Origin of the sequence: Vulcanisaeta moutnovskia 768-28 (assembly GCF_000190315.1) — an archaeon.
GTDB lineage: Archaea > Thermoproteota > Thermoprotei > Thermoproteales > Thermocladiaceae > Vulcanisaeta > Vulcanisaeta moutnovskia.
Window position 1 is genome coordinate 882,699 of the sequence record NC_015151.1, and the last position, 24,527, is coordinate 907,225.

At 40.8% G+C, this 24,527-nt stretch carries 24 protein-coding genes and 1 tRNA gene; 21 read left to right on the forward strand and 4 right to left on the reverse strand.

The window, feature by feature from the left end; genetic code table 11:
• The first annotated feature begins 12 nt into the window (after positions 1–12).
• The 6 genes from VMUT_RS04765 to VMUT_RS04790 are packed head-to-tail and all read left to right on the forward strand — an operon-like array spanning position 13 to position 6,412.
• Positions 13–621: a hypothetical protein gene (locus VMUT_RS04765; RefSeq protein WP_013604295.1), complete on the forward strand. Its 609-nt coding sequence runs from the start codon at positions 13–15 to the stop codon at positions 619–621.
• A 39-nt stretch (positions 622–660) separates the two neighbouring features.
• Positions 661–2,331, forward strand: coding sequence for an acyl-CoA mutase large subunit family protein (locus VMUT_RS04770; RefSeq protein WP_013604296.1), 1,671 nt, complete (start codon positions 661–663; stop codon positions 2,329–2,331).
• 40 nt (positions 2,332–2,371) lie between these two features.
• A complete protein-coding gene (locus VMUT_RS04775; protein WP_013604297.1) occupies positions 2,372–2,764 on the forward strand; it encodes a cobalamin B12-binding domain-containing protein in 393 nt (130 codons plus the stop codon).
• Positions 2,764–4,062 carry a methylmalonyl Co-A mutase-associated GTPase MeaB gene (gene meaB, locus VMUT_RS04780; protein WP_013604298.1) on the forward strand — a complete coding sequence of 433 codons (1,299 nt, stop codon included), beginning with the start codon at positions 2,764–2,766 and terminating at the stop codon, positions 4,060–4,062. Before VMUT_RS04775 ends, meaB begins: the two co-directional genes overlap by 1 nt.
• A gap of 42 nt (positions 4,063–4,104) precedes the next feature.
• Positions 4,105–5,886, forward strand: a complete 1,782-nt coding sequence (locus VMUT_RS04785; RefSeq protein WP_013604299.1) for a DUF2070 family protein — start codon at positions 4,105–4,107, stop codon at positions 5,884–5,886.
• 58 nt (positions 5,887–5,944) lie between these two features.
• Positions 5,945–6,412: a DUF2153 family protein gene (locus VMUT_RS04790; RefSeq protein WP_013604300.1), complete on the forward strand. Its 468-nt coding sequence runs from the start codon at positions 5,945–5,947 to the stop codon at positions 6,410–6,412.
• 21 nt (positions 6,413–6,433) lie between these two features.
• On the opposite strand, the gene VMUT_RS04795 is transcribed toward VMUT_RS04790, so the two are convergent.
• Together VMUT_RS04795 and VMUT_RS04800 are read right to left on the reverse strand one after the other, a co-directional pair.
• Positions 6,434–6,802: a BlaI/MecI/CopY family transcriptional regulator gene (locus tag VMUT_RS04795; RefSeq protein WP_013604301.1), complete on the reverse strand. Its 369-nt coding sequence runs from the start codon at positions 6,800–6,802 to the stop codon at positions 6,434–6,436.
• Positions 6,803–6,846: 44 nt separating this feature from the next.
• Positions 6,847–7,692, reverse strand: a complete 846-nt coding sequence (locus VMUT_RS04800; RefSeq protein WP_013604302.1) for a class I SAM-dependent methyltransferase — start codon at positions 7,690–7,692, stop codon at positions 6,847–6,849.
• A gap of 98 nt (positions 7,693–7,790) precedes the next feature.
• Here VMUT_RS04800 and VMUT_RS04805 point away from each other — a divergent pair, with 98 nt between their 5' ends.
• The 4 genes from VMUT_RS04805 to VMUT_RS04820 all read left to right on the forward strand — a co-directional run bounded on the left by VMUT_RS04805 (position 7,791) and on the right by VMUT_RS04820 (position 11,324).
• Entirely contained in the window at positions 7,791–9,221 is a 1,431-nt protein-coding gene (locus VMUT_RS04805; protein WP_013604303.1) for a V-type ATP synthase subunit B, read from the forward strand.
• 99 nt (positions 9,222–9,320) lie between these two features.
• Positions 9,321–9,533 carry a ribbon-helix-helix domain-containing protein gene (locus VMUT_RS04810; protein WP_048056874.1) on the forward strand — a complete coding sequence of 71 codons (213 nt, stop codon included), beginning with the start codon at positions 9,321–9,323 and terminating at the stop codon, positions 9,531–9,533.
• Positions 9,534–9,682: 149 nt separating this feature from the next.
• Positions 9,683–10,261 (forward strand): UbiX family flavin prenyltransferase, encoded by a 579-nt coding sequence (locus VMUT_RS04815; protein WP_013604305.1) that lies wholly within the window; start codon positions 9,683–9,685, stop codon positions 10,259–10,261.
• A 46-nt stretch (positions 10,262–10,307) separates the two neighbouring features.
• The gene (locus VMUT_RS04820) at positions 10,308–11,324 is read left to right on the forward strand and encodes a TIGR00269 family protein (RefSeq protein WP_013604306.1); all 1,017 of its coding nucleotides are present in this window, start codon (positions 10,308–10,310) and stop codon (positions 11,322–11,324) included.
• On the opposite strand, the gene VMUT_RS12205 is transcribed toward VMUT_RS04820, so the two are convergent.
• Positions 11,279–11,968, reverse strand: a complete 690-nt coding sequence (locus VMUT_RS12205; protein ID WP_148224663.1) for an ACT domain-containing protein — start codon at positions 11,966–11,968, stop codon at positions 11,279–11,281. The genes VMUT_RS04820 and VMUT_RS12205 overlap by 46 nt on opposite strands.
• A gap of 148 nt (positions 11,969–12,116) precedes the next feature.
• Between VMUT_RS12205 and VMUT_RS04830 the strand changes: the two genes are divergently transcribed.
• Positions 12,117–14,549 (forward strand): valine--tRNA ligase, encoded by a 2,433-nt coding sequence (locus VMUT_RS04830; protein WP_148224813.1) that lies wholly within the window; start codon positions 12,117–12,119, stop codon positions 14,547–14,549.
• Here the strand turns inward: VMUT_RS04830 and VMUT_RS04835 are convergent.
• A complete protein-coding gene (locus VMUT_RS04835) occupies positions 14,523–15,665 on the reverse strand; it encodes an MFS transporter (RefSeq protein WP_048056876.1) in 1,143 nt (380 codons plus the stop codon). The two genes, VMUT_RS04830 and VMUT_RS04835, sit on opposite strands and share 27 nt — an antisense overlap.
• A gap of 57 nt (positions 15,666–15,722) precedes the next feature.
• Here VMUT_RS04835 and VMUT_RS04840 point away from each other — a divergent pair, with 57 nt between their 5' ends.
• From VMUT_RS04840 to VMUT_RS04885, 10 genes are all read left to right on the forward strand, one after another.
• Positions 15,723–16,001, forward strand: coding sequence for an elongation factor 1-beta (locus VMUT_RS04840; RefSeq protein WP_013604309.1), 279 nt, complete (start codon positions 15,723–15,725; stop codon positions 15,999–16,001).
• Positions 16,002–16,083: 82 nt separating this feature from the next.
• Positions 16,084–18,297 carry a CDC48 family AAA ATPase gene (locus VMUT_RS04845; protein WP_013604310.1) on the forward strand — a complete coding sequence of 738 codons (2,214 nt, stop codon included), beginning with the start codon at positions 16,084–16,086 and terminating at the stop codon, positions 18,295–18,297.
• A 47-nt stretch (positions 18,298–18,344) separates the two neighbouring features.
• On the forward strand, positions 18,345–18,572 hold the full coding sequence (locus VMUT_RS04850; protein WP_013604311.1) for a hypothetical protein: 228 nt from the start codon (positions 18,345–18,347) through the stop codon (positions 18,570–18,572).
• A 57-nt stretch (positions 18,573–18,629) separates the two neighbouring features.
• Complete coding sequence (gene fen, locus VMUT_RS04855; protein ID WP_013604312.1) at positions 18,630–19,679, forward strand: flap endonuclease-1; 1,050 nt, start codon at positions 18,630–18,632, stop codon at positions 19,677–19,679.
• A 60-nt stretch (positions 19,680–19,739) separates the two neighbouring features.
• On the forward strand, positions 19,740–20,927 hold the full coding sequence (gene nuoH, locus VMUT_RS04860) for an NADH-quinone oxidoreductase subunit NuoH (RefSeq protein WP_013604313.1): 1,188 nt from the start codon (positions 19,740–19,742) through the stop codon (positions 20,925–20,927).
• Between the two features lie 160 nt (positions 20,928–21,087).
• On the forward strand, positions 21,088–21,294 hold the full coding sequence (locus VMUT_RS04865; RefSeq protein WP_013604314.1) for a hypothetical protein: 207 nt from the start codon (positions 21,088–21,090) through the stop codon (positions 21,292–21,294).
• 69 nt (positions 21,295–21,363) lie between these two features.
• Complete coding sequence (locus tag VMUT_RS04870) at positions 21,364–21,741, forward strand: hypothetical protein (RefSeq protein WP_013604315.1); 378 nt, start codon at positions 21,364–21,366, stop codon at positions 21,739–21,741.
• On the forward strand, positions 21,731–22,099 hold the full coding sequence (locus VMUT_RS04875) for a guided entry of tail-anchored proteins factor 1 (protein ID WP_013604316.1): 369 nt from the start codon (positions 21,731–21,733) through the stop codon (positions 22,097–22,099). Before VMUT_RS04870 ends, VMUT_RS04875 begins: the two co-directional genes overlap by 11 nt.
• 39 nt (positions 22,100–22,138) lie before the next feature.
• A tRNA-Glu gene (locus VMUT_RS04880) sits at positions 22,139–22,231 on the forward strand.
• A gap of 159 nt (positions 22,232–22,390) precedes the next feature.
• Positions 22,391–24,193: an APC family permease gene (locus VMUT_RS04885; protein ID WP_193387207.1), complete on the forward strand. Its 1,803-nt coding sequence runs from the start codon at positions 22,391–22,393 to the stop codon at positions 24,191–24,193.
• The last annotated feature ends 334 nt before the right edge of the window (positions 24,194–24,527 follow it).

A 24,527-nucleotide genomic window follows, 5' to 3' on the forward strand; every position in this document is an offset into this window, starting at 1 on the left:
TAATTGATATTAATGAGTGATAATTGTCGTTTACCGTTATTTGCAGACTGTAAAGAGGTAGATAATAGTATTAAGTGTCCTGGCGATAGTGGTTATAGTGTAATACCACTGTTTGGCAAGAGAGTTAGAGTGCGTAAGGACTCAGCTCCAATAATGCTCATGGGTTGTTTAGATGAATTATCAAATATAGCCAATAGTACTAGACTTGATTTTGGAGGCAATGTTATTGGTGAGATAGCCTCAATAGTAATGGCATTATCAATGCAATTAAATGCCTACCTAGTGCAGGGTAGTGATGATCGATTAAGTAGGGTTAGGAGTGTTGAGGATTTATTAATGGCAAAGATAGCTGATTTATGCCGTGGATTCAAGGGACCACTTGGTTGGATAATAGCAACAACACCCGAGCTTCAGGCTCTCGATACCATAAGGGTTAAGTTGAGGGAGTGTGGTAGAATTGCATCATCAATGCTTGATGACTACCCACCATCAGTAAACGTAATTAGTGTTATGAACCATGCCGATAAATTAATAGCCCAGGCCATGTATTGCATGGGTGGTCATGTGTTTAGGTCTGTTGATGATGCTATGAATTATTTACTAGGCAACATCACGAGATAAGAACAGATTTATTAGTAAATAATTATTTGTAAATTATTAATGGAGAATACGGATAAAATTAAGGAAAAGTATGATGAGTGGGTTAGGGAATTTCTATTACCAACTCTTAAAAAGGTACCTGAATGGAGGAAGTTCATAACATCATTTGGCGTTGAGATAAAGCCTCTTTATACACCACTTGATGTTAAGGATGATTATCTCGATAGACTAGGCTTTCCTGGAGAGTATCCGCTCACTAGAGGTATATACCCAAGTATGTATAGGTCAAGGCTCTGGACATTTAGGGAGTACTCAGGCTTTGGGTCGCCTGAGGATACGAATAAGAGGTATAAGTTTCTCATATCACAGGGACAGACCGGGTTAAGTGTTGCCTTTGATTTGCCAACTCAGCTAGGTCTTGATCCTGACCATGAGCTTGCGTATCCTGAGGTTGGTAAGGTCGGTGTTTCGGTTCCTGAGGTTGTTTCCATGTCAATTCTTTTTGATGATATTGATATTAGCAGAATAACTACCTCGTTCACAATAAATGCCACAGCTGCTGAGATACTATCCATGTATATAACCGTTGCAGAGAGTAGGGGTATTGATAAGGCAGTGCTTGATGGTACTATTCAGAATGACATACTCAAGGAGTTCATAGCAAGGAACCTATACATATACCCGCCACTGCACTCAATGAGATATACAACGGACATAATAGCCTACACATCTAAGAACCTGCCCAAGTGGCATCCAATAAGTATTAGTGGTTATCACTTCAGAGAGGCGGGAGCCACTGCCGTCCAGGAACTAGCCTTCACACTAGCTGACGCCATTGAGTATACCAATTGGGTCATAAACAGGTGGAGGATGAGTGTTGATGATTTCGCGCCAGGGCTATCCTTCTTCTTCGCGGCAACAACAAATCTTTTCGAGGAGATTGCAAAGTTCAGGGCTGCCCGTAGACTCTATGCGAGGATTATGAAGGAAAGGTTCGGTGCTAGGAAGCTCGAGTCTATGAAATTGAAGTTTCACGTACAGACATCAGGTGCGGCACTAACAGCTCAACAGCCTGAGGTCAACATCATAAGGACCACAATACAGGCATTAGCTGCCGTACTTGGCGGTGCTCAATCGCTTCATGTTAATGCCTATGATGAGGCATTATCACTCCCCACAGAAAAGTCTGTGAAACTAGCATTGAGAGTTCAACAAGTGATAGCCTATGAAAGTGGAGTCATTGATTCAATAGATCCCCTGGGTGGTTCATATTATATCGAGTGGCTCACTGATACTATTGAGGAGGAGGTCATGAAGATAATTGATTATACAGATAAGCTTGGTGGTATGACGAAAGCCGTGGAAATTGGTTACCCACAGAGGGCTATAGCTGAGTCTGCATATAGGTATCAAAAGATGGTCGAGGAGGGCGAGATAGCCGTGATTGGTGTAAACATGTTTAGGGAGGAGGAGAAGCTTCATATTGAGTTTCATAAGGTGGACCCAGTATCCAGGGAGAGGAGTATCAAGCGTGTTAGGGAGGTTAGGGAGAACCGCGATAGGGAGGCTTGGGAAAGGGCTCTTAATGAGTTGAGGAGGGCGGCTGATAGGGAGGATGAGAACGTATTCCCATACATACTGAATGCCGTTAGGGCCAAGGCAACCATCGGTGAGGTATCAAGTGTATTACGTGATGTCTGGGGTGAGTACAAACCTCCGAGTATTTACTGAGGAAAGATTTTTATGGTATGACACGCGGTTAGTGATGCATATGCCTAAGCCTAAAATAATCATTGCCAAGCTTGGTCTTGATGGTCATGATAGGGGCGCCAAGGTAATTGCAAGGGCGTTGGCGGAGGCAGGCTTTGAGGTTGTTTATACGGGTATTAGGCAGACGCCTAGCCAGGTTGTTGAAACCGCTATTCAGGAGGATGCTAAGTTAATTGGCATTAGTATATTGTCTGGTTCACACCTGGAGCTTGTGGGTGAGTTAATGAGGATTATGAAAGAGAAGGGTGTGAGTATTCCAGTGCTTGTTGGTGGTATAATACCACCTGAGGATAAGGAGGCATTACTTAAGATGGGTATTGCGGGCGTTTATGGCCCAGGTACTTCACTTAAGGAAATAATTGATATTGTAAAGAAGCTTGTGGGTGTTTCCTAATGAGCATTGATATTAATGAGTTGCTTATTAGGGTGCGTAATTGGGATAAACTTGCAATTGCAAAGCTAATAACACTGGCTGAGGAGGGTATTGAGGTACCACTAGGTATTCAGCATAGGAGCCATGTAATTGGCATAACGGGACCACCAGGTTCTGGTAAAAGCACGTTGATATATACAATGGCTAGGAAAATACCTCAGGAAAAGAGAATTGCAATATTGACTATAGATCCATCTAGTCCGTTCACTGGTGGTTCATTTATGGGTAATAGGATTAGGATGCAGGAGCTTACCTCAAGGCCGAATATATACATTAGGAGTATGGCTACGAGGGGAATACGTGGAGGACTTAACTATGCGACAATAGCCGCGGTTAATGTACTTGAGTACGCAGGTGCGGACTACATATTCATTGAGACTGTTGGTGCCGGGCAATCAGATACAGATATTAAGTATGTAGCGGACACAATACTAGTATTAGTACCACCGCTCTCTGGCGATGAAATTCAAGCACTTAAGAGTGGACTTATGGAGATTGGTGATATTTACGTAGTTTCAAAGTCCGATAACCAAGTATCTGAGTCAACGTATAGGGACTTAATGGCCATGGTTGATATGATGAAGGAAATAAAGGGTAATTCATGGAAGCCCATTGTTGTTAAGGTATCTGGATTGTATGGATATGGTGTTGATGATTTATTAAGGTTAATTGATGATAGATTTAGGGAGTTAATTAATAATGGTAGATTAAGCGAGTCCTTGATTAGTAGAAGATTACTCGAGATGAGGCTTTACGCGTATGACTTGCTTGAGAAGAGCCTTATTGAGAGGAAGGATCTGGAGAGTGAGGTCGTTAGTGGTAAGTTAACACCGCAGGAGGCGGCAAGGAGATTACTAGGTATGGAGAGGCCGAGGCTTGATCACGTGGCTATTGCGGTTAAGGATCTTGATGGTACGATTGAGAAGTTTAGGAAGTTGGGGCTTAGGGTTAGTGATCCTGTAATTGTTGAGGAGCAGGGGGTTAAGGTTGCGATGGTGTGGCTTGGTAATACAAGGATTGAGTTACTGGAGCCGCTTAATCCTAATTCAACGGTGGCTAAATTCCTAGAGAGTAGGGGCGAAGGTATTCATCATATAGCCCTTGAGGTTAATGACCTAGAGGAATTTATTAAGAGGGTTCAGGAGGCCGGCCTTGTAATTACTGGTAAGCCGAGTAAGGGTGCTGAGGGCCTTGTCGTATTTATCCACCCAAAGAGCCTTAACGGTGTGCTCCTTGAATTGGTGCAGCACAGGGCATAATAAGTGATCTTTAAATAATCTAAAAGTGCAGGTTGAGCTTGCGTGAGAAGGGGTAGGTCATTTGAGCATGGCTATACAATAGTGTTTAGGGGAGGGGATTCAATGAAGTACTCATTATTGGCGTTGATAATCATACTACCTTACTTAATGAGTATATATGTACATGAATCGTTAATTACGTATTTTAAATCACTCATTATTTATGGTGTCATGTTTCTTTCAGTGCTCATAACCTTGAGGGTAATTGTTTTCGCTAATTCCTATAGAGGCTTCGGCACAACATTATCGCTATTTAGTACGGCGCTCGCGGCAATAGTAGACCTGCTAATTACATTGGCGATTCATAAATTCATAGTTGGTTTTGGTGCATTATCATTTGTTTTACCGTTAAGTGCCATGATAATGGTACTGAGGGGTCTTGAGCATAATGGCAAGTCAATGAAGAAATATATCCTATATCCACTTTATACTTTACCTGGCATATTAATCATTCAATTAATCTCGTATTTCCTAATCGGTACGGTAAACCCTGTGAAATACGCTGCTTTAGATTCTATATTTTATGTATTCTCATTTCTATTTATTTATTATGTGATTTTTAAGTTCGAAGTTTCGTATGGTGGTACTGATATTCTTAAATTATTTAGTTCATACCTATACACAGCACTTTTTGAATACTCTGAGCCCTTTGAGAGGGAATTGAGTAAGCGGTCTGTTGTTAAGGATGCTAAGGTGCATTTATTCATGGTGAGGAATGATGAAGGTATTTATGCAGTTACTATACCTGAATTGCATGCAGGGCCTATAGCGAAGGTTGGTGGTGGTTATTTAATAAGTGACACTGTTAGTGAGTTAGGTCGTTACGTGAATTCAGTAATTTATCTGCATGGTATTGGTAGTCATGAATTGGATCCAGCAACGAGAATTGACGTACGTAGGGTTGTTAGGGCAGTTGCCATGAAGGTTAAGGAATACTTGAATGATCAGTATGTCAATAATGAATGTATTGGCAAGATACCGTTCCAAATACAAAGTAGTAATTTCAGAATAACGCATGTACCGTTATGCGGTAAGTCTATTGTGATTGTTAGTCGCCTTGTTAAGTCTAGTGATGATATACCTCTTAGGGTTTATGATGAGTTGAAAAGGAAGGTAAAGCTTGATTGGGATAATATAATACTTGTTGATGCGCAGAATTATTATTCGGATAATAATACGTGGGATGAGGATGACATTAATGAATTGGTCTCATTGTTGAGTAAGATTGGGGAGTTGGAGGAGCAGAGACTTGAGATTAAGTCGTGTTTTGCTCATATGCCTAAGTATGCGTTTGGGCCAATACAGTTTGAGATTGGTGATAATGGGTTAATAACATGGGGGTTGGAAATAAATGGTAATAAGATATTATTGGTAATATTTGATGGTAATAATTTAAGGAGGGAGTTAGCTGATGCAATAATTAATGAGTTTAAGAATTACTTTGATATAGTTGAGGTCTTAACAACAGATAATCATCAATATACGGGCATTGCTAGGTTCACGAGAAGTAGGGGTTATAAGGTCGTTGGTGATTCAATCAGTCATGATTTAATAATGAGAAATGTAAGAAGAAGTGTTAAGCAGTGTCTGAATGGCTTAAGGCAGGTTCATGTTAGGTATTACCCGGTTATTGTTGAGGGTGTTAGGTTGGTTGGTGATTCGTTTAATGATATGGTGAAGGCCGCAGAGAGGGGTGTGGTGGATTGGAAGAAGCATTTTGCGGTCTTGATAATACTACCCATACTAACCATGGTTATTCTAGGGATATTACTTGGTATTCTTTAATACTTAATAAATACAAAAGGTTTAATAGAGTGGGTTACGTTTTTACTCAGGAAGGAATATGAGTTCCGAGGATCTAAAAAGGCAAGCAATTAGGGCTCATATAGCGGGACTAATAACTAGGCTTGAGAATTGGGTTAAGGACCAGAGAAAATTCATGGATGAGTTACAGAAGTATGGTGACTACATAGTTAGCCAAGATAGATTATCACTACTGCTTTCCTCACAGGCAATGCTTTATTACATAGAGAGGACCCTTAAGGACTTTGAGTCTTGGCTGAATAATCCAATGATAACCTCAATAATGCCCATAGACATGCTAAAGGAATTAGAGGAGAGACTTAGGGATATAGCCATTGAATTTGTGAGGCTCGATATAGATCATACAAGTAGATACGTGGATATACTTAGGAAGATGGAGAATGAGAATGAGATACCCGACATACTGAGGCTCTATATTGAACAAAGGGGAATTGCGCCACAGAGGGGTCAGCAGGGAGAGCAAGGAGAGGTACCAAGATTCATGTGACCTTAAATTAATTTTAACCTCTTATTTTCCGCTAACTTCATTTAAATAGTCCCTAATTATCTGAATGGCATCCTTACCAAACATCTTAATTATCAAGCCAATATGCTCCTTAATAATCTCGCTTTTTACGTCATAAGGTATCGAAAGCTCATAAACAAATTGCCTAATATTATTAATCACCTTCTCATGCTTATTAATAAAACCCCTGGTGTATAATCTACTTAATACCGTTAGTACGGTTGTGTAGGCAGTTTTTCTACCCCTCTTAGTTAACTCCTCCCAAATTGTCATTGCCGTAGCCTCCTTAAGCTCATTAAGTATGCCAATAACCTCAGCCTCGAGTGGTCCAATCATTAATAAAAGTCTTCTTTTGCGTTCACCCTGCTCCATTATATGGATTTACACGTGTAGTTTTATAAACCTATCACACAGGTCTAAAACTTACCAACTTTAATATCTAGCCTAACCTTATACACATATGGAGCATAATCCCTAACAACCCTCCTATTAATGACCTGGCATTCATAGCCTAACTCATTGCAATAGTTCCTGACAAGATTCTCCGCATCACCGTAAGGGTTCTCCTCAGTACCTAAGTGATAGAAATGTACAATACCACCGTTCCTAACGCACGTTAATGACTGCCTCAGGAATTTATGAGCACCCAATGGCAATGTAAGTATGACCCTATCAACACCACAGAATGACTCCATTAATTTCGCAGCATCTCCAAGCAAGGGCAGTACCTTACCCTCAAGTTTATTTAATTTAATATTATCAAGCATATAGTAATACGCATACTCATTAAGTTCAATCGCAATCACTAATTTAACAAGGGATTGTCTCTTTAGTATAGTAACGGCGTATGGCCCAACACCAGCAAATGGATATAGAATAACTTCACCAGGCATTATCTGCCTAGCGATATCCTCCCTATCGCCTTGATCCCTAGGTGAGAAATAAGCCTTCGTGGGATCTACCTTAATTAGGTAATTACTCTCCTTATGAATGACTTCAGTGGGCCCAGGAACCAAAACCTCATACCTATACAACCTAAACTCGCTCTCCCTTGCTCCAACTCTCCTAAGTACGGCCTTAACATGCTTATTCAATTTAATTATGGTCTCACCGATCACGAACTTATAATTCTCAAGCTCTGGTGGTATTTCTATGATAGCTACTGCACCTGACCTAGAACCAATTATGTCAAAGCTCCTTGGTACCTTATCCCAAAGCTCCCTAGGGATTAACGGCTTAATAACCTCCTTGAGGGTTGGCACTGATGCTCTCCATAATAGTGCGGAAACCCTTAAATTGATTTAGTCCGTGCGCTCGTGTAGAATAAAAATTAATAAGCACTATAAAACTCTGTAAATCGATGAGCAAGATCATAGAGTCTGTACCTGGCATTGTATCTTATAGCACGGTTAGGGAGGTTAAGGGGCCATTAATTGTTATTGAGAAGACCAGGGGAGTTGCCTATAACGAGATTGGCGAGGTCATAGGCCCTGATGGAGAGCCTAGGATGGTTCAAGTCGTTGAGGTTGGTAGTGATTATGCAGTGGCTCAGGTACTTACGGGTACACTCGGTTTGCCTGCCAAGGGCAGTACTGTGAAGTTTTATGGAAGAACTCTCAGGATGCCTGTCACTGAGGACTTATTAGGTAGGGTTCTTGATGGTAAGGGACAACCAAGGGATGGATTACCACTGCCTCCAGCCGAAGAGTACCTAGACATAAATGGTGAACCGCTAAATCCATATGCAAGGGAATATCCTGAGGAACCAATAGAAACTGGCGTCAGTGTTATTGATGGTTTAAACACAATGGTTAGGGGTCAAAAGCTACCTATATTCAGTGGCACGGGATTACCGCATAACATGCTAGCTGCCCAGGTAGCTAGGCAGGCAACAGTTAGGGGACATGAGGAGGAGTTCGCAATAATCTTCGCCGCAATGGGCCTTAAGTCTGAGGAGGCTTTATTCTTCTTGAATGAGTTCAGGAGGACTGGTGCGTTGAGGAGACTTGTCATGGTCCTTAATCTAGCAAGTGATCCAATTGCCGAGAGAATACTAACACCAAGAACCGCATTAACAATTGCTGAGTACCTGGCGTGGTATAGGGATTATCACGTGCTAGTAATATTGACAGATATGACGAATTATGCGGAGGCCCTTAGGGAATTATCATCATCGAAGGGCGAATTACCTGGCAGACGTGGTTATCCAGGCTACATGTACACGGACTTCGCAACTATTTACGAGAGAACAGGTAGGGCTAAGGGTAAGAAGGGCAGTATTACGCAGTTCCCAATACTGACGATGCCTCACGACGATATAACGCACCCAATACCTGACCTGACGGGTTACATAACCGAGGGACAGCTAGTGCTCAGTAGGACCCTGTGGGGTAAGGGTATTTACCCGCCATTTGATGTTATTATGAGTTTATCAAGGCTTATGAAGGATGCGGTTGGTGAGGGTAAGACGAGGGATGACCATAAGTATGTGGCCAATCAATTAATTGCCGCCTACTCGAGGTCATTAGATGTTAGGAACCTAGCGTTACTAGTTGGTGAGACTAACCTAAGTTGGCGTGAGAGGAGGTATCTCAGGTTTGCTGAGCAGTTTGAGCGTAGGTTCATTAACCAGGGTTATTATGAGAGGAGGACCTTTGAGCAGACTCTTGATATTGCTTGGGATGTTATTAGTGTATTACCTGAGGATGAACTCACGAATGTACCACCAGATATATCTAAGAGGTATTATAGGCGCTCGATTTTTGAGTCCATAAAGGACGTAGGAGCGTAAAATTAGTACTTTGTAAATAATGTTAATATCCTCGATTGTAAATATTTACAGAATTCACGGTAGAGAATCTTAATAAATCCTGTAATTATCTAGTTCTCTATGCCAAAGACCAAAGCAAAGGAAAAAATGGTACTGATAAGCGTGCACATACCGAAGCAAATGCTTGAGGAGTTGGATGAATTCGTAAAGCAAGGCGTATTCCCAAGCAGGAGTGAGGCAATCAGAATTGCAATAAGGGACCTGCTGTATAGGGAGAATTCAAGGAGTAAGACGCAGAACGTTGAAGACCTGATATTATTACCAGGTAGGTAATGATAACCATGGTTCCAGTAAAATCATTAGAAATATTAAAATGTGACGATCAAATACTTCTTTTAAAATAATTTTATATAAATATATATAACATATATAATTAATCGAACTAAGCAATAATGTTATTTATTAGCGCCTTATAATTAACTATGATGAGAAAGATCGTCGTCGGTATAACTGGGGCAAGTGGTGTGATTTATGGCGTAAGGTTTCTAGAGACCGTCAGGAAATACTCAACCAATACTGAGATTCACCTTGTCATGAGCAATACCGCAATTAACATCATAAAGCATGAGGTCGGTCTTGATGGGGAGTCCTTATCAAGACTTGCTGATAGGGTTTATGGTGAGGATGAGTTAGGCGCGCCAATAGCCAGTGGTTCCTTTAAGCATGATGGCATGGTGATTATACCGTGCTCAATGAAGACCTTGGCATCCATAGCTCATGGAATAACCGACAATCTAATCTCAAGGGCAGCCGATGTAACGCTAAAGGAGAGGAGGAAGTTAATATTAGTCATTAGGGAGACGCCACTTAATCTAGTGCATATTAAGAACATGGAATTAGTTACTCTAGCAGGTGCCATAGTAATGCCCGCAGCTCCAGCATTCTATAATAAGCCGAGGACCATTGATGATATGGTGAATTTCATAGTTGGTAGGGTTCTCGATCTATTGGGTATTGAGAATGAGCTTTATAGGAGATGGGGCGGTTATTCTGAGGAGTAGCATAGTAATTTAAGAGTGTGTTTGTTAAAACGATGTCAATAGAGTTATGGATGTGCCAATGTGTACGAGATGCGGCAGGAGACCAGCGAATTATTATAGAGTATCTAGTGGTGAGAAATTATGCTTTAATTGCCTGTTTAGATCCATTGAGGATACTGTGATCAAGACAATTAGGAGGTATCGATTAATAAATGAGGGCGACAAGATTGGTATTGCAATAAGTGGTGGTAAGGATAGCCTAACACTTATGTATCTGCTGGGTAAGTTTAGGAAGCAGGGTAAATTACCGAAGAATGTTGAGCTAATGGCATTCAGTATTAATGAGGGTCACCCATATAGTTGCTTTTATAGAATGGCTAGGAGTGATTATGTACAGAAATTAAGTGAGGAATATGATATACCATATAAGGTCTATACATTTAAGGAGTTGTTTGGTGTAACGGCTACTGATGTTGCCCATGGACTGTGGTCTAAGGGCATTAATGTGCATATGTGCACGATAGACGGCGTACTAAGGCGTAGGGCAATGAATATCATTGGTCACAAATTAGGCCTAACAAAAATCGCGACTGGACATAATCTAGATGATGAGGCACAAACCGTATTACTTAATGTACTTAGTAATGACCTAGATAGATTCGCTTGGTTTGGACCTAAGCCGGAGATAGATAGAGAGGGCTTCATACCCAGGATTAAACCACTCCGTTTCGTTAGGGAGGAGGAAATTGCAATATATGCGCATTACCATGGTATACCATTAATGGAGTTGGAGTGTCCATTCGTGTATAGTAATCCTAGGTATGAACTTAAGTTCACGCTAGCCCGCTGGGAAAGGGATAACCCAAACATCAAGTATTCCTTAGTGGCATTCGGTGACTCATTGGCTAAACTCATGAGTGATAAGGCGGTAAGAACACCATTGAGGAAATGCAAGTATTGCGGTCAGCCAACGTCTGGTGACGTGTGCAGGGTTTGTGAATTAATGAGGAAAGCTGGTTTGATGGAGAAGTACTTAGCTCATTTTAAAACTTTGAAACTTATGGATACGCAGTCATCTTCATAGCTTCTATTTGTGGCTTCAACATTGCTCTTTAGGATTTGTGATAAAAAGCCGGTGTAATATTCAACCATTAATTCCTCAATTACGTGCTTACCACTCAGCTCGGAACAGGATCTTATGGTAATTACCCCATCTCTTTCTGTAAGTGTTATCTTGCCTAATCCCCTGAATTGCCCTATCTTGATAAGTTCACCTAGGTTACTATTACGTAGGAGTGATGCATCGTAAATCCCTAAATCCCTAATGATTCTCCTAAATTCAGGGCTTGGTAATAAGTTCTTGATCTTATCAAGTTCAATTGCCAGGACCTGGTTATCCCTAAATGTTGGTAGTATCATTGATGGTACCATGAATGCCTCTTTTTCAACAATTCTATACCTGACCCACTCAACGAAGGAGAACTTTTTCAATTCCTTCTCTAAGTCATTTAGTGAGGTATCCATATTCGTGAGATCAAGAACAAAATGGAGAAGTAGTTGGGTCCTATTTACGGATATATTTAGTATGTTTATACCGTGATCTGCAAAGACGTTGGACAATGCTGCAAGTATGCCTGGTTTATCTGCCGTAAACTTAACCAGGAATTCACCAAGTACTTTATCCTTGCCTTCAAATGCCATTGCAAAGTCTCTATACAATGCCTCCACAAGCAACCCCCAAAAACCATGGCTTAAAAACTTATTTGCTTATGTAATTCGTGGAGGAATTTCAACAGGTATTCACGTATTATTGCGCAACATGAATGAGTTATCTTTTAAAGGTGCTCTTATGCTGTGTATTGGGACCTTTATTGGTATGGAGTTCAAACCAAGACTTCAGGAGAAGAGATGGGATATTTCAAAGGAAATAGACTTAATTAAGGAGTGGGAGGAGGAGGGGTTGTTTAACATTAAGATCGATGAGAAGAAACCAACCTTAGTAATCGATACGCCACCGCCATACCCATCAGGAAGGCCCCACATTGGTGGTATAGCTCATTACGCCCAAATAGACATGATAGCCAGGTTCTTCAGGATGAGGGGTTACAACGTAATATTCCCATTCTACGCTGACAGGAATGGGTTACCTGTAGAGGTTCAGGTGGAGAGGACTTATGGCATAAATATGTACGAGGTTCCAAGGGAGAGGTTTCTTGAATTATGTAAGAGGTTCCTTGATGAGTATGAGGGTGAGTTCGTAACGATATTTAGACGTTGGGGTGGATCATTTAACTACTGGAGAAACGGAACGGATAGTGAGGAGTATAGGAGGGTTACTCAGGAGACATTCATTAACCTGTGGAATAAGGGTTTGATTTACGAGACGAGTAGACCAACTCTTTGGTGTCCAAGGTGTAGGACAGCATTAGCCGAGGCTGAGGTTGAGTATAAGGATGAAGATACGTATCTAAATTACGTAAAGTTTAGAGTAAGGGAAACTAGTGAGGACATAATAATAGCCACCACGAGGCCTGAGTTATTGCCTGCCACGGTAGCTGTGGCCTTCAACCCAAGTGATGATAGGTATAAGAGATTGGAGGGCCTTCATGCGATAGTTCCACCGTTAAATCAAGAGGTTCCCATAGTGTCACACCCATCTGTAAAACCTGACTTTGGTACTGGTCTTGAGATGATAAGTACGTTTGGCGATACCAGGGATTTGATGGTTGTTAATGAGTTGAAATTGCCCATGAAGATTGTGGTTAATCCTGATGGTACATTGAATGAGTTGGCTGGTAAGTATAAGGGATTGAATGTTAGGGATGCAAGGGAGATAATAATTAAGGATTTACAAGCAGTGGGTTTATTGGTCAAGAGGGAGCCGCTTAGGCATACAGTGCCTATTTGCTGGAGGTGTAAGACACCGATAGAGATAATAGTGACTAAGGAGTACTTCCTGAAGCAACTTCCGTTTAAGGATGAATTAATTAAGCTCGTGAAGAATGAAATGGTGATTAAACCACCAGAATACGCACAAACACTCATTGACTGGATAAAGTCATTAGAATTCGATTGGCCAATATCAAGGCGTAGGTATTATGGCACTGAAATACCAATTTGGTACTGCATAGACGAAGAGGGGAATGCAAAGCCTATTGTTCCCAAGCCAGGTAAGTACTATAGACCGTGGAGGGATGAACCACCACCGGAGGTTAAGGAGCAATGTCCAAGTGGTAAGTTAGTTGGCGAGGATAGGGTGCTGGACACATGGTTTGATTCGTCAATATCCTGGATATATGCAACGGGCTATACAAAGCCTGAAATCAGAGCCTTTGAGAAGGTTTATCCGCACAGTATACTTAGGCCTCAGGGCTACGACATAATTAGGACCTGGCTTTACTACTCGGTGGTTAGGGCATACCTACTCTACGGCAAACCGCCCTTTAAGTACGTTAGGATAAGCGGCATGGGACTTGATGAGAGAGGTGAGGCAATGCATAAGTCCAAGGGTAATATAATAGACCCAATACCACCCGTGGAAAAATACGGTGCAGATGCAACTAGGTTCTGGGCCGCGGCATCAGCTAAGTTGGGTAGTGATTATAGGTATAGTGAGCAATTGATTAGGACTGGTCACGATTTCGCGATCAAGCTTTGGAACATTGCGAGGTTCGTGTCATCATTTCCAGAGGTTAATGATGACTATGAATTAACATCGTTAGATTTGATGATACTGGCTAAATTGAATGATGTTATTAAGACCTCCTTAAATGCGTATAGTGAGTTTGATGTTTATGTACCGGCGAATATATTGTATGACTTTATGTGGCATGTCTTTGCTGATCATTACCTTGAGGCTGTTAAGTCGAGGGCCTATAATAGGGATGGGTTATTCACGGAGAAGCAACAGAGGGGTGCTTGGTATACACTATATAGGGTATTAAAGACTGTGCTTAAATTATTGGCGCCCATAATGCCTTTCGTGACTGATCAAATATGGAGAAGTCTATATGGCGGATCAATACATAGGCAATTAATTGACGATCCGGATCCAAGGTTTGATAATGAGGAATACCTAAAAATGCTTGAGCCGTTCATGGAGTTCAACAGGGCAATATGGACATATAAGAATAAGGCTGGTTTAAGCTTGAATGAATCTATAAACGGGATAGTATATGCACCGGAAGTACTCAAGTCGCTGGAGTTTGAGTTAAAGGTTATGCATAAAATTAGGGAGATTAGGTTCGGAAAACCTGAAGGAAATTATGAGGTATTGAATGATTCATTGCCTGTATATCTTATTAAGTAAGTTACGATCATTAAACAGTAATATCGCCCCAATAACCACTAGTACCATTGATATAATGCCTATGGCCAATAATGTCTCCGTAAAGTTATAATATTGAAGTAAAAAGCCTATTACATAAGGCGATACTGATCCGCCTAATTGGCTCATGAAATTAAGGAATCCACTTGTTGCGCCGATATTTGTTGTGAATTTCGAGATGGCAATCGATGGCGCTGCGTAAAAACCATAGAAGAAGCCTAGAAGGAGCATTAATAGCATTAATAGGTATATAACTGATGATCTAGGTATTATGGAAACAATGATCGCCAATGACAATGAGGATAAAATACTTGGCCATGTATAACCAGCCCTATCACCTAAGTACCCACCGATTATGGCCCCGGCTGAACCCATTATTGAGGCTAGGAATGCATAGAGTCCGCTTAATGATGGGCTAACATTGAGTACATGCACAACGTAGTAAGTTGACCAACTTAGGAAACCTAGATAGGAGAAGCCTGAGGATAATCTAATAAAACCCATGCCAAGGATACCCATGTTCTCAGGACCTATAGTGATAGTGCTATTAATTCTCCTATTTCCTGGGACCTTAACTAATGGTATTATTGATAAGGCAACAAGCGTTGAAAACGCAATGAAAGGTATATACTTATTTATCGAGAATAATAATGGTGACAGTATTATTGATATTGATGATGCTAAAAAGAACATGCTTTGATAAATCCCAGCCCCAAGTCCACCCCTACCATAATTCGACAGTACTATGCTTATTAGGGCCACATAAGTTATTGCTAATAACGATCCCATTACAAACTGAACAAGTAATAACAAGTAATATTGAGTAATGATAATTGGGTAAAGGGCATTTAGTACAGCAATAAGTATTAATACATAGAGTACCACATTATACCCATACCTATCGACCATTAACCCACCAATTATTTGAAAAATGGTATAGCCTATCCAGAGGAATGAGATTAATAGGCCTCCCATTACCGTATTGATACCATTTCTTCCAACCATGTACGGTAGCAATGATGGTATGGAGAATCTAACGAGTACAACCGAGAAGAAGGCTAGGGAGGCCGTTAATACAATTACAAGTCCTTTTTTCATTTTCATGTTCCGTCCTTAGAAGGGTTAATAAATACTTAATTCTACCGCGTCATTACTATGGCAGAGGTATACCTGATCTATAGGGTTACTCCAAGTAAATCAGATGTTAATTACGAGGAGTTGAAAAATGAAATAAAGAAAGCCCTTGAACCTAAGTATAGGGTTGATAAGGTTGATGAGGAGGACATAGGCTTTGGGATAAAGGCTATTAGGGTCTACATAAGGATGCCCGAGGAGTCAGAAGAGCACTCAAGTGATGAGGTTGAGAACATATTAAGTGGGATAGAAGGAATTGGAAGCATCGAACTTGAGTATTTCACGAGACTTGGTTTCTAATTTTGCCTAAAAATAAATGATAAGCGAAAATTAATAACGCAATAAGTTTTTTAATTCTACGGAGAAATAAAGTGGTGAGAATATGATAGAGGGTGGTCATGCTGATGAATGGATTGAATTGGTAGTTAAGGAGGCGAAGCAAAGGGATGCCCAGAGGCCCATTGTTAGGGTTGACCCTGAGGTTATGAGGAATTACGGTATTGAGCCAGGAATGATATTACTCATTGAGGGTAAGAGGAGGACTGCGGCCAAGGTTTGGTACGGACTTCCCGAGGATGAGGGTAAGGGTATCATTAGGATGAATGCCATTATTAGAAAGAACACCAATGTGGAGATTGACCAGAAGGTCAGGGTTAAGAAGGTTGATGCAAAGAAGGCCAGCATTGTTAAGTTAGCGCCCGTTAACATGACGATTAGTGTTGATCAGAACTTCGTTCAATATACTAAGCAGAAGCTTAGGGACTATGTACTGATGGAGGGAGATCTTGTGCAGATCCAGGTTCTTGGTCAACCACTAACATTCCAGGTAGTGCAGGCTAAACCCAATGATGCCCCTGTCCTTATTGATGAGGACACTAACCTAATGATTTACGAAAAACCTGTTGAGAATATAAATATACCAAGGATTACTTGGGAGGATATTGGCGATTTAAAGGAGGCCAAGGAGAAGATTAGAGAGCTTGTGGAGTTACCACTTAAACACCCTGAAATATTTGAGTACCTTGGCATTGAGCCTCCTAAGGGCGTTCTTCTCATAGGACCTCCTGGTACTGGCAAAACCTTACTAGCAAAGGCTGTTGCCACTGAGACTAATGCATATTTCATAGCCATTAATGGTCCTGAGATTGTTTCGAAATATTATGGTGAGTCTGAGGCTAAGTTGAGGGAGATTTTTGAGGAGGCTAAGAAGAATGCTCCTGCTATTATCTTTATTGATGAGATTGATGCCATAGCACCAAAGAGAGAGGAGGTCACGGGCGAGGTCGAGAAAAGAATAGTGGCGCAATTATTGACTCTAATGGATGGTTTGCAGGAGAGAGGCCAGGTAATCGTAATAGGAGCAACCAATAGGCCAGAGGCCGTAGACCCAGCACTAAGAAGACCAGGAAGATTCGACAGGGAAATTTGGATTAATCCGCCAGATACCGAGGGTAGGTACGAAATACTCCAGGTGCATACAAGGAATATGCCCCTTGCTAAGGATGTTGATTTAAGGAAGCTTGCTGAAGTAACCTATGGATATACAGGCGCTGATATTGCTGCATTGGCTAGGGAGGCTGCAATGAGGGCTTTAAGAAAGGCTCTTCAATCGGGTATTTTAGATGTTAATAAGGAGGATGAGGAGATTAGGAAGGATCTTGAGAAGATTAAGGTATCGATGAATGATTTCCTTGAGGCAATGAGGGAGATAGTGCCTAGCGCGCTTAGGGAGATCCACATTGAGATTCCAAAGGTTAGGTGGAGTGACATTGGTGGCCTTGAGGAGGTTAAGCAGGAGCTTAAGGAGGCCATTGAATGGCCATTGAAGTACCCTGAGAGGTTTAGGAAGATGGGAATTAGGCCGCCTAAGGGTATTTTGTTGTTTGGTCCTCCTGGTACTGGTAAGACTTTGTTGGCTAAGGCTGTGGCTACGGAGTCGAATGCGAATTTTATTGCTGTTAGGGGTCCAGAAATACTGAGTAAGTGGTTTGGGGAGAGTGAGAGGGCAATCAGGGAAATATTCAAGAAAGCAAGAATGGCAGCACCATGCGTAATATTCTTCGACGAAATAGACGCAATAGCACCAGCAAGAGGTTATGCAGAGGATTCACCTGCAATGGACAGAATCGTGGCTCAATTACTGGCTGAAATGGATGGTGTGTCGAGGCTTGATAACGTGGTTGTAATAGCAGCAACAAATAGACCTGACATTGTTGACCCAGCGCTGCTAAGGCCAGGACGATTTGATAGGATAATCTATGTACCACCACCTGACTTAAGGGCTAGGTTCGAAATACTTAAGATACATACCAAGAATATGCCGTTGGCAAGGGACGTAGACCTAGAGGAATTGGCTAAAATGACAGAGGGGTATACGGGTGCGGATATTGAAATACTCACTAGGGAAGCCGGTTTATTAGCCATGAGGGAGATTAATGGTGCTGGGGAAGTCTCTATGAAGCATTTCATTGATGCAATGAAGAAGATTAAACCATCAATAACACCTGAAATGATTAAGTTCTATGAGGCTTGGTACGAGAGAATGAAACAGACATTGTCACGTGAGAGACAAAGGGCTCCGACACTTTACGTATAGAATAAAAATTAAAACTATGTTTTAGTAATTACCGTGACTTAGTAATTATGAGAAGGCCAGTACCTATCGAGGCATTGATTATGGATTTAATAAGGGAGAAGAATGACATATGGTTTAATGACTTAATACAAGCCTTAAGAGCTTGGTATCCTGATATTACGGAGAAGGAGGTTTTAATGGCACTCATGAAGCTTGAGCTCAGTAGGTTAATAATTACTCAGAAGATTGTTAGGAAGGATGGTGTGACATACCATATAAGGGTAGTTAAGGATTAGTAAAAACTAGGGAAAAGAGATAAAGGGGTCTTTCACCATTTAACTTGGGTTACCTAAATGGGCGTTACTGAACTTGGTAAGTTGATACCTGATAGTATTAGAAAGGCTGTAGATTTCATGCAATTATCAAATAGAATTATTGCGATGGATGCCTATAATGCTCTCTATCAATTCCTCGCATCAATTAGGCAACCCGATGGTACACCCCTCATGGATACTAAGGGAAGAATTACAAGTCACCTAAGTGGTCTCCTATACCGAACAATAAACTTCCTTGAGAATAGAATCTGGCCTGTATATGTATTTGATGGAAAACCACCCGAGGAGAAGACTCTTGAAATTGTAAGAAGGAGAAGAGTTAGAGAAGAGGCTATGGATAAGTGGGTTAAATTGCTTGAGGAAGGTAAGAGAGAGGAGGCAAGAAAATACGCACAAAGGGCCTTATTTCTTACTGATGATATGGTTGAAGACGCGAAGAAACTCCTGGTATTAATGGGAATACCCGTGGTTCAGGCTATGGCTGATGGTGAGGCCCAGGCAGCGGTTATAGCTAAGGAAGGTAAGGCATGGGCCGCTGGTAGTCAGGATTATGATTCATTACTATTTGGAGCACCCAGGCTAGTTAGGAACCTTGCCATAACTGGGCGTAGGAAGTTACCAAATAAGGATGAGTATGTGGAGATCAGGCCTGAAATAATTGAATTGAATGAGATACTTAGGGCATTGAAGCTTAAGGATAGAATACAACTAATAGATTTAGCTGTTCTACTGGGTACAGACCTAAATCCAGATGGTGTGCCTGGTATCGGACCACAAAGAGCCCTTAAGCTAATTCAGGAGTTTGGGAGTCTTGAGAAGTTACTTCAGGGACCACTAAAGAATGCGCAATTCCCAATGGATCCACTAAAGATACGTGACTATTTTCTAAATCCACCATATAACCCAAACTATGCCATAGAATTTAGGCAATCGGACGAGAGAGGAATAATTGAGTTCTTAGTGCATGAACATGACTTCAATGAGGAGAGGGTTAGGAATGCGATAGAGAGGCTTAGGAAGGCTATGGGTAAAAGGAGGGAATCAACCCTGGATTCATTCTTTGGTTAGGATCATTGACCGGGTTAAACTTAAAATAATTGAGGTCCTTAACCATGCTGGGTTACTTGCATGAAGTTAATATTATCAATAATTGGCTGGGCAATCAGTTGGGTATCAGGTATAATTTCATCTGCAATTCAGTTACTTTATTCAATAATCCAATACATACTGACAAGGCCTGAGGTTAATATACCATTCCTATGGCCAATAATTAATTTCCTAAACCACGTACCCATAATAAACATCATAGTACACCTAATACTCTGGAGACCAATATTCGACCTACTCTTCGCACCTGGATTAGTCTCGGTTCTGATAGCTATAATTTATATAATATGGTTCGAGAGAAAGTTAACGGCCAAGGTTCAATGGAGGATTGGGCCGCTCGAGGTTTCAAGGCCCATAGGTGGTTTTCTCCAGCCCTTCGCTGACTTATTCAGGTATATGTTCCAGGAATTTGTGGTACCAATGCATGCAGACAAGAATTACTTTATCCATGCGCCAGCAATTGTATTCATGCTATCCACATTACCTGTGTTTTTTATACCAATTGGACCTATTCAATCTAATGGAGTCGTTAATGGAATTTACGGCATATACACAGGCTATGATGTGCTAATAGCCATAGCCCTAATAACACTATTCAATATAGGGATAATACTAATTGGTTGGGCTAGTAATGATAGGTTCACGTACATAGGCACCGTAAGGGAGGCATTACTGTACACTGGTTATGAGGTGGTCCTAATACTATCAGTGGTGGCAATTCTTCTAGTATATGGAACGGCAGATCCATTCAAGATTGTTAATTGGCAAGTAACACACTTGCCAGGCATAATAGCAAACCCACTGGCTTTCCTTGCCTTCCTAATAGCCACACTCATGGCAACATCAAGATTCCCCTTCGAAATACCTGAAGCCGATACCGAGATAGTACTGGGTCCATACACAGAGTATAGTGGTATTGTGTATGGCTTGGTGATGACAATGAGCTATGAAAAACTATATGTACTAAACCTACTAATGGTCATATTGTTCCTAGATGGTTGGGCGGGACCATACATACCGCCTCTTGGAGCCTTATCATATGCAATATGGTTTGGTATAAAAACATACATTGTAATGATGATAATGGTATTCACGAGATCCGTATACGGCAGGTATAGACCCGATCAAGCCGTAAAGATGAGCTGGACATCACTACTTGGATTAGTAATAGTGGCGCTCCTTCTTTCCCTGGTAATTAAGATTTTCTAATTATTTTAAATTTAAATAATATTTAATAATAAATAAAAATATTAAAACTAATTAAGGTATATCTCATTAATTATTAATAAATATTTTCATTAACCGCTTGAATCATTAATAATTAGGCTAACCACTAAATTAATAAGGAGGCTTTCCAGGGTTCAAGACAATGGTCATTTGCCCCGTATGCGGTAAGGAATATGCAAATTCAAGTTCGTTATTGAAGCATGTTAAGTTGAAGAGTAGATATGACCCAATGCACATGGCCTTTTGGCTTGAGTTCCAGAAATACATGAGCACGCCAAAGGAGGATTGGGCAATGTTAACAAAGACAGACCTATTCAGGGAGTTCCTACGTGAGAAGGGACTGCTTTAAAACTATTAATCAGCACTACATCATTAACTTAACTAATAACCTAATTAATAACATAGTATTACTAATTCCGTGGCCAGGAGAAGAGTTAGGGAATTAACTCAGGAAACCCTTGATTATCAATTAAACTGGCCAATTAAGTTAAGAGAATTATCAATAAAACTTCAGGATAGATCATACAAAATAGTCCGAGAAGCAATTAGGCTCTACACCAATGGATTATTAAGCAAAGATGCACTTATGGAGATAGTAAGATTGAGTGGGATTCCTCTAAATAAGTATGTAAGTCCAAAGAAATACCTGATTTATGAGAATAATGAAGAGACTGTAGAGGACAATGAGGATGTTATATTTAATGATTTTGAGGAGGTTAATGATAATATTAAGGAGGTTAAGGAGGAATACATTGGCCAGGGAGTAATTAGGAGGTTGATGGATTATGATCGATGAGTTAATACGTAAGTATGGGAAGTACATGGGAGGAATAAATTATGAGAAAGTGCTTAATGATTTAATGGGTGAGGAGGATATACTTAGGGAGATGGAGAGGAGACTAATAGGCATAGAGACAGGGCCTCAAATAGACCATAGGAAGATGAGGGATTTAGAAAGAAGACGATTAATCCTTAAGTACGTAGAATTGAAGAACCAGGAATTGAGGTCGCTTGAGTTGATTAAGGAATTAAAACTAAGAGGATACACAAAGACCGAAATAACAAAGGCAGTGAAAAAACTAAGAAAAATAAGGAGACAAATGCGTCAAATTAGGCAGGAACTAAAATCAATAAGTGAAAATGTACAGCCATAACAAAAGGCTTAAAAATCGACGTGTTTCTAATGATTACGAGCCCCGGTAGTATAGCCCGGTCAAGTATGCGGGCCTCTCGAGCTTAGGCGAAGAAAGCCCGTGACCCGGGTTCAAATCCCGGCCGGGGCACCAGTTTGCGTTCAATCTTATGACTGTGAGAATAATGTCGCCTTACTCTTTTGCAGTTATTATTTCCTAAACTTTAATTTATTTATGCTTAGTGAGTATAATGATATTTTTATTTTCATTAAAGGGATAAAGCTTTTATTTTCACGTGTAAATAGGGATATAATGGGTTCGTCACAATCCCAGGTTAGGCTTAGGAGGGCCTTAACCATGACTGACTACTTCATGTTATCGTTCACAGGTATGGTTGGTAGTGGTTGGTTATTCGCTGCACTTGGCGCCTCCGGCGCCATGGGTCCAGCATCACTCCTATCTTGGGTAATAGCAGGTATATTCTTTATATTCATGATATTCCCCTTTGCAGAACTCGGTGGTCTCTTTCCATTCAGTGGCTCCCTGGCTAGGTATAATCATTACAGTCATGGAACAATTAGTAATTACCTACTGGCCTGGGCATACACGCTGGGCGCCATTACTACAGTCAGTGTTGAGGCCGTAGCAATCATTGAGTACGCCAGTTACTACGTACCACAATTCTGGAATTCAACACTAGGCGTATTAACACCACTTGGTCTAGTCGTTGCTGCGGCATTAATACTCCTTTTCTTTGCAATTCAATTAATTGGTGTTAATATTTTTGGCTGGTTTAATAGGGTGGTAACGGCCTGGAAAATACTCATACCTGGCCTAACAATAATACTATTAATCGCCCTATACTTCCACCCAAACTATGTAATTGGTAAGTTACCAGGTGGTTTCGCACCATACGGCTACTCAGCTGTTTTTGCTGGCATGATTACCACAGGCATTGTCTGGGCGTATGAAGGTTTTAGGCAGGGCCTTGAGTATGCTGGTGAGGGTAAGAATCCGCAGAGGGATGTGCCGTTAGGATCAATACTCGCGTTAATAGCTGCTATAATACTTTACATATTACTTGAGGTTGCGTTTATTGGAGCCGTCAATTGGCAAGCAGCTGGTGTGAAGATCGGTGATTGGCAGGCACTTGCATCGAGTAGTTGGCAGGCTCATCCGTTCGCCAGTGAGGCTATGGCAACCGGCATACCAATACTAATGGGTCTTGCTGTATTGCTCCTTATTGATGCTGCTGTATCCCCAGCAGGAACATTAGCCGTTTATGTCGGAACTAGCGGTAGGAATGTATACGGTATGTCCAGGGTTGGTTACATACCAGAGTTCTTCTCACGAATACACAGGAAGTTCCAAACACCCTGGGTAGCTCTCACGGTCGCTACAGTAATAGGTATTGCATTCATGGCACCATTTCCAACATGGTACGCGATAATGTCCTATTCAACGGTAATGACCGTTTATGGTTATTTGCAGGTTGGTATAACCAATCACGCCCTTAGGAAGATAGCCCCTGACCTAAGGAGACCGTTTAACCCACCTGCCTGGTACATATTCTACCCACTTAGTTTCATTGTTGCATCACTGCTTATTTACTGGTCTGGTTGGTCCTACGTTAACGCGATAATAGCAGGCGTTGTGCTTGGATTCCCACTATTGCTTCTCGGTCCGTATAGGTCGGAGATCAAACTTACGCGTGCCGCATCAGTGGTGTTCGCGGTGGTTTACTGGACAGTCTCATCACTATTAATTGCTGGTTGGTACCTGAATTGGTTCGCGAGCCTAGGCATGATTGGTTCATTCGTGGCTTACTGGACATTAATAACCCTGGTTCAAGTAATAAGCTTACTATACCTATGGTTCAGATCTAAGCACCCAGATATTAGGGCTGCCTTCTGGGTGCCAATATACAATGTGTTATTGGGAATAGTATCATACATAGGCTCGCTAGGTCCATTATCAACGCCGTTAATACCATATCCATGGGACTACGTAGTAGCCGCAATACTAAGCCTAATAGTATACTTTATAGCCATAAACCTAGCCTACGAAACAAAGGATCTAAGGCAGGTAAGGGAGAAGGGACTGCCAATAGAATAAATAGGCATAAATAGCTCATAAAAACCTAGTATATTCCTTGATTCATTTTTCATAAATTAAATGGTAATGATAATTTGACTATTTTATTTAATTTTTGTAATTAAGTTCAATATACTTTTAAATTAATATAGAATAGACAATATTTAAATTTAAATGTTATATTATTGGGATAATTTATATCTTTTGTCGTTTATTTGGCGCATTATATACCAGTATATTTTTCAGTAGATTTAATTAATATAATTCCTTGCTTTTTTAATTTTTCTATTTCTAATAACCATTATCTATATATTAATACATAGAAAAATATTCATGATCTTCATGATTTTTGTAT

Excerpts from the sequence above, each read along its gene's own strand:
- VMUT_RS04865 (WP_013604314.1), top strand. The coding sequence starts at position 21,088 with ATGGTCATTTGCCCCGTATGCGGTAAGGAATATGCAAATTCAAGTTCG.
- VMUT_RS04790 (WP_013604300.1), top strand. The coding sequence starts at position 5,945 with ATGAGTTCCGAGGATCTAAAAAGGCAAGCAATTAGGGCTCATATAGCG.
- VMUT_RS04850 (WP_013604311.1), top strand. The coding sequence starts at position 18,345 with ATGAGAAGGCCAGTACCTATCGAGGCATTGATTATGGATTTAATAAGG.
- VMUT_RS04885 (WP_193387207.1), top strand. The coding sequence starts at position 22,391 with ATGGGTTCGTCACAATCCCAGGTTAGGCTTAGGAGGGCCTTAACCATG.
- VMUT_RS04775 (WP_013604297.1), top strand. The coding sequence starts at position 2,372 with ATGCCTAAGCCTAAAATAATCATTGCCAAGCTTGGTCTTGATGGTCAT.
- VMUT_RS04840 (WP_013604309.1), top strand. The coding sequence starts at position 15,723 with ATGGCAGAGGTATACCTGATCTATAGGGTTACTCCAAGTAAATCAGAT.
- VMUT_RS04845 (WP_013604310.1), top strand. The coding sequence starts at position 16,084 with ATGATAGAGGGTGGTCATGCTGATGAATGGATTGAATTGGTAGTTAAG.
- VMUT_RS04815 (WP_013604305.1), top strand. The coding sequence starts at position 9,683 with ATGATGAGAAAGATCGTCGTCGGTATAACTGGGGCAAGTGGTGTGATT.
- VMUT_RS04830 (WP_148224813.1), top strand. The coding sequence starts at position 12,117 with ATGGAGTTCAAACCAAGACTTCAGGAGAAGAGATGGGATATTTCAAAG.
- VMUT_RS04810 (WP_048056874.1), top strand. The coding sequence starts at position 9,321 with ATGCCAAAGACCAAAGCAAAGGAAAAAATGGTACTGATAAGCGTGCAC.
- VMUT_RS04765 (WP_013604295.1), top strand. The coding sequence starts at position 13 with ATGAGTGATAATTGTCGTTTACCGTTATTTGCAGACTGTAAAGAGGTA.
- VMUT_RS04805 (WP_013604303.1), top strand. The coding sequence starts at position 7,791 with ATGAGCAAGATCATAGAGTCTGTACCTGGCATTGTATCTTATAGCACG.
- nuoH (WP_013604313.1), top strand. The coding sequence starts at position 19,740 with ATGAAGTTAATATTATCAATAATTGGCTGGGCAATCAGTTGGGTATCA.
- VMUT_RS04875 (WP_013604316.1), top strand. The coding sequence starts at position 21,731 with ATGATCGATGAGTTAATACGTAAGTATGGGAAGTACATGGGAGGAATA.
- meaB (WP_013604298.1), top strand. The coding sequence starts at position 2,764 with ATGAGCATTGATATTAATGAGTTGCTTATTAGGGTGCGTAATTGGGAT.
- VMUT_RS04835 (WP_048056876.1), bottom strand. The coding sequence starts at position 15,665 with ATGAAAAAAGGACTTGTAATTGTATTAACGGCCTCCCTAGCCTTCTTC.
- VMUT_RS04795 (WP_013604301.1), bottom strand. The coding sequence starts at position 6,802 with ATGGAGCAGGGTGAACGCAAAAGAAGACTTTTATTAATGATTGGACCA.
- VMUT_RS04820 (WP_013604306.1), top strand. The coding sequence starts at position 10,308 with ATGGATGTGCCAATGTGTACGAGATGCGGCAGGAGACCAGCGAATTAT.
- fen (WP_013604312.1), top strand. The coding sequence starts at position 18,630 with ATGGGCGTTACTGAACTTGGTAAGTTGATACCTGATAGTATTAGAAAG.
- VMUT_RS04770 (WP_013604296.1), top strand. The coding sequence starts at position 661 with ATGGAGAATACGGATAAAATTAAGGAAAAGTATGATGAGTGGGTTAGG.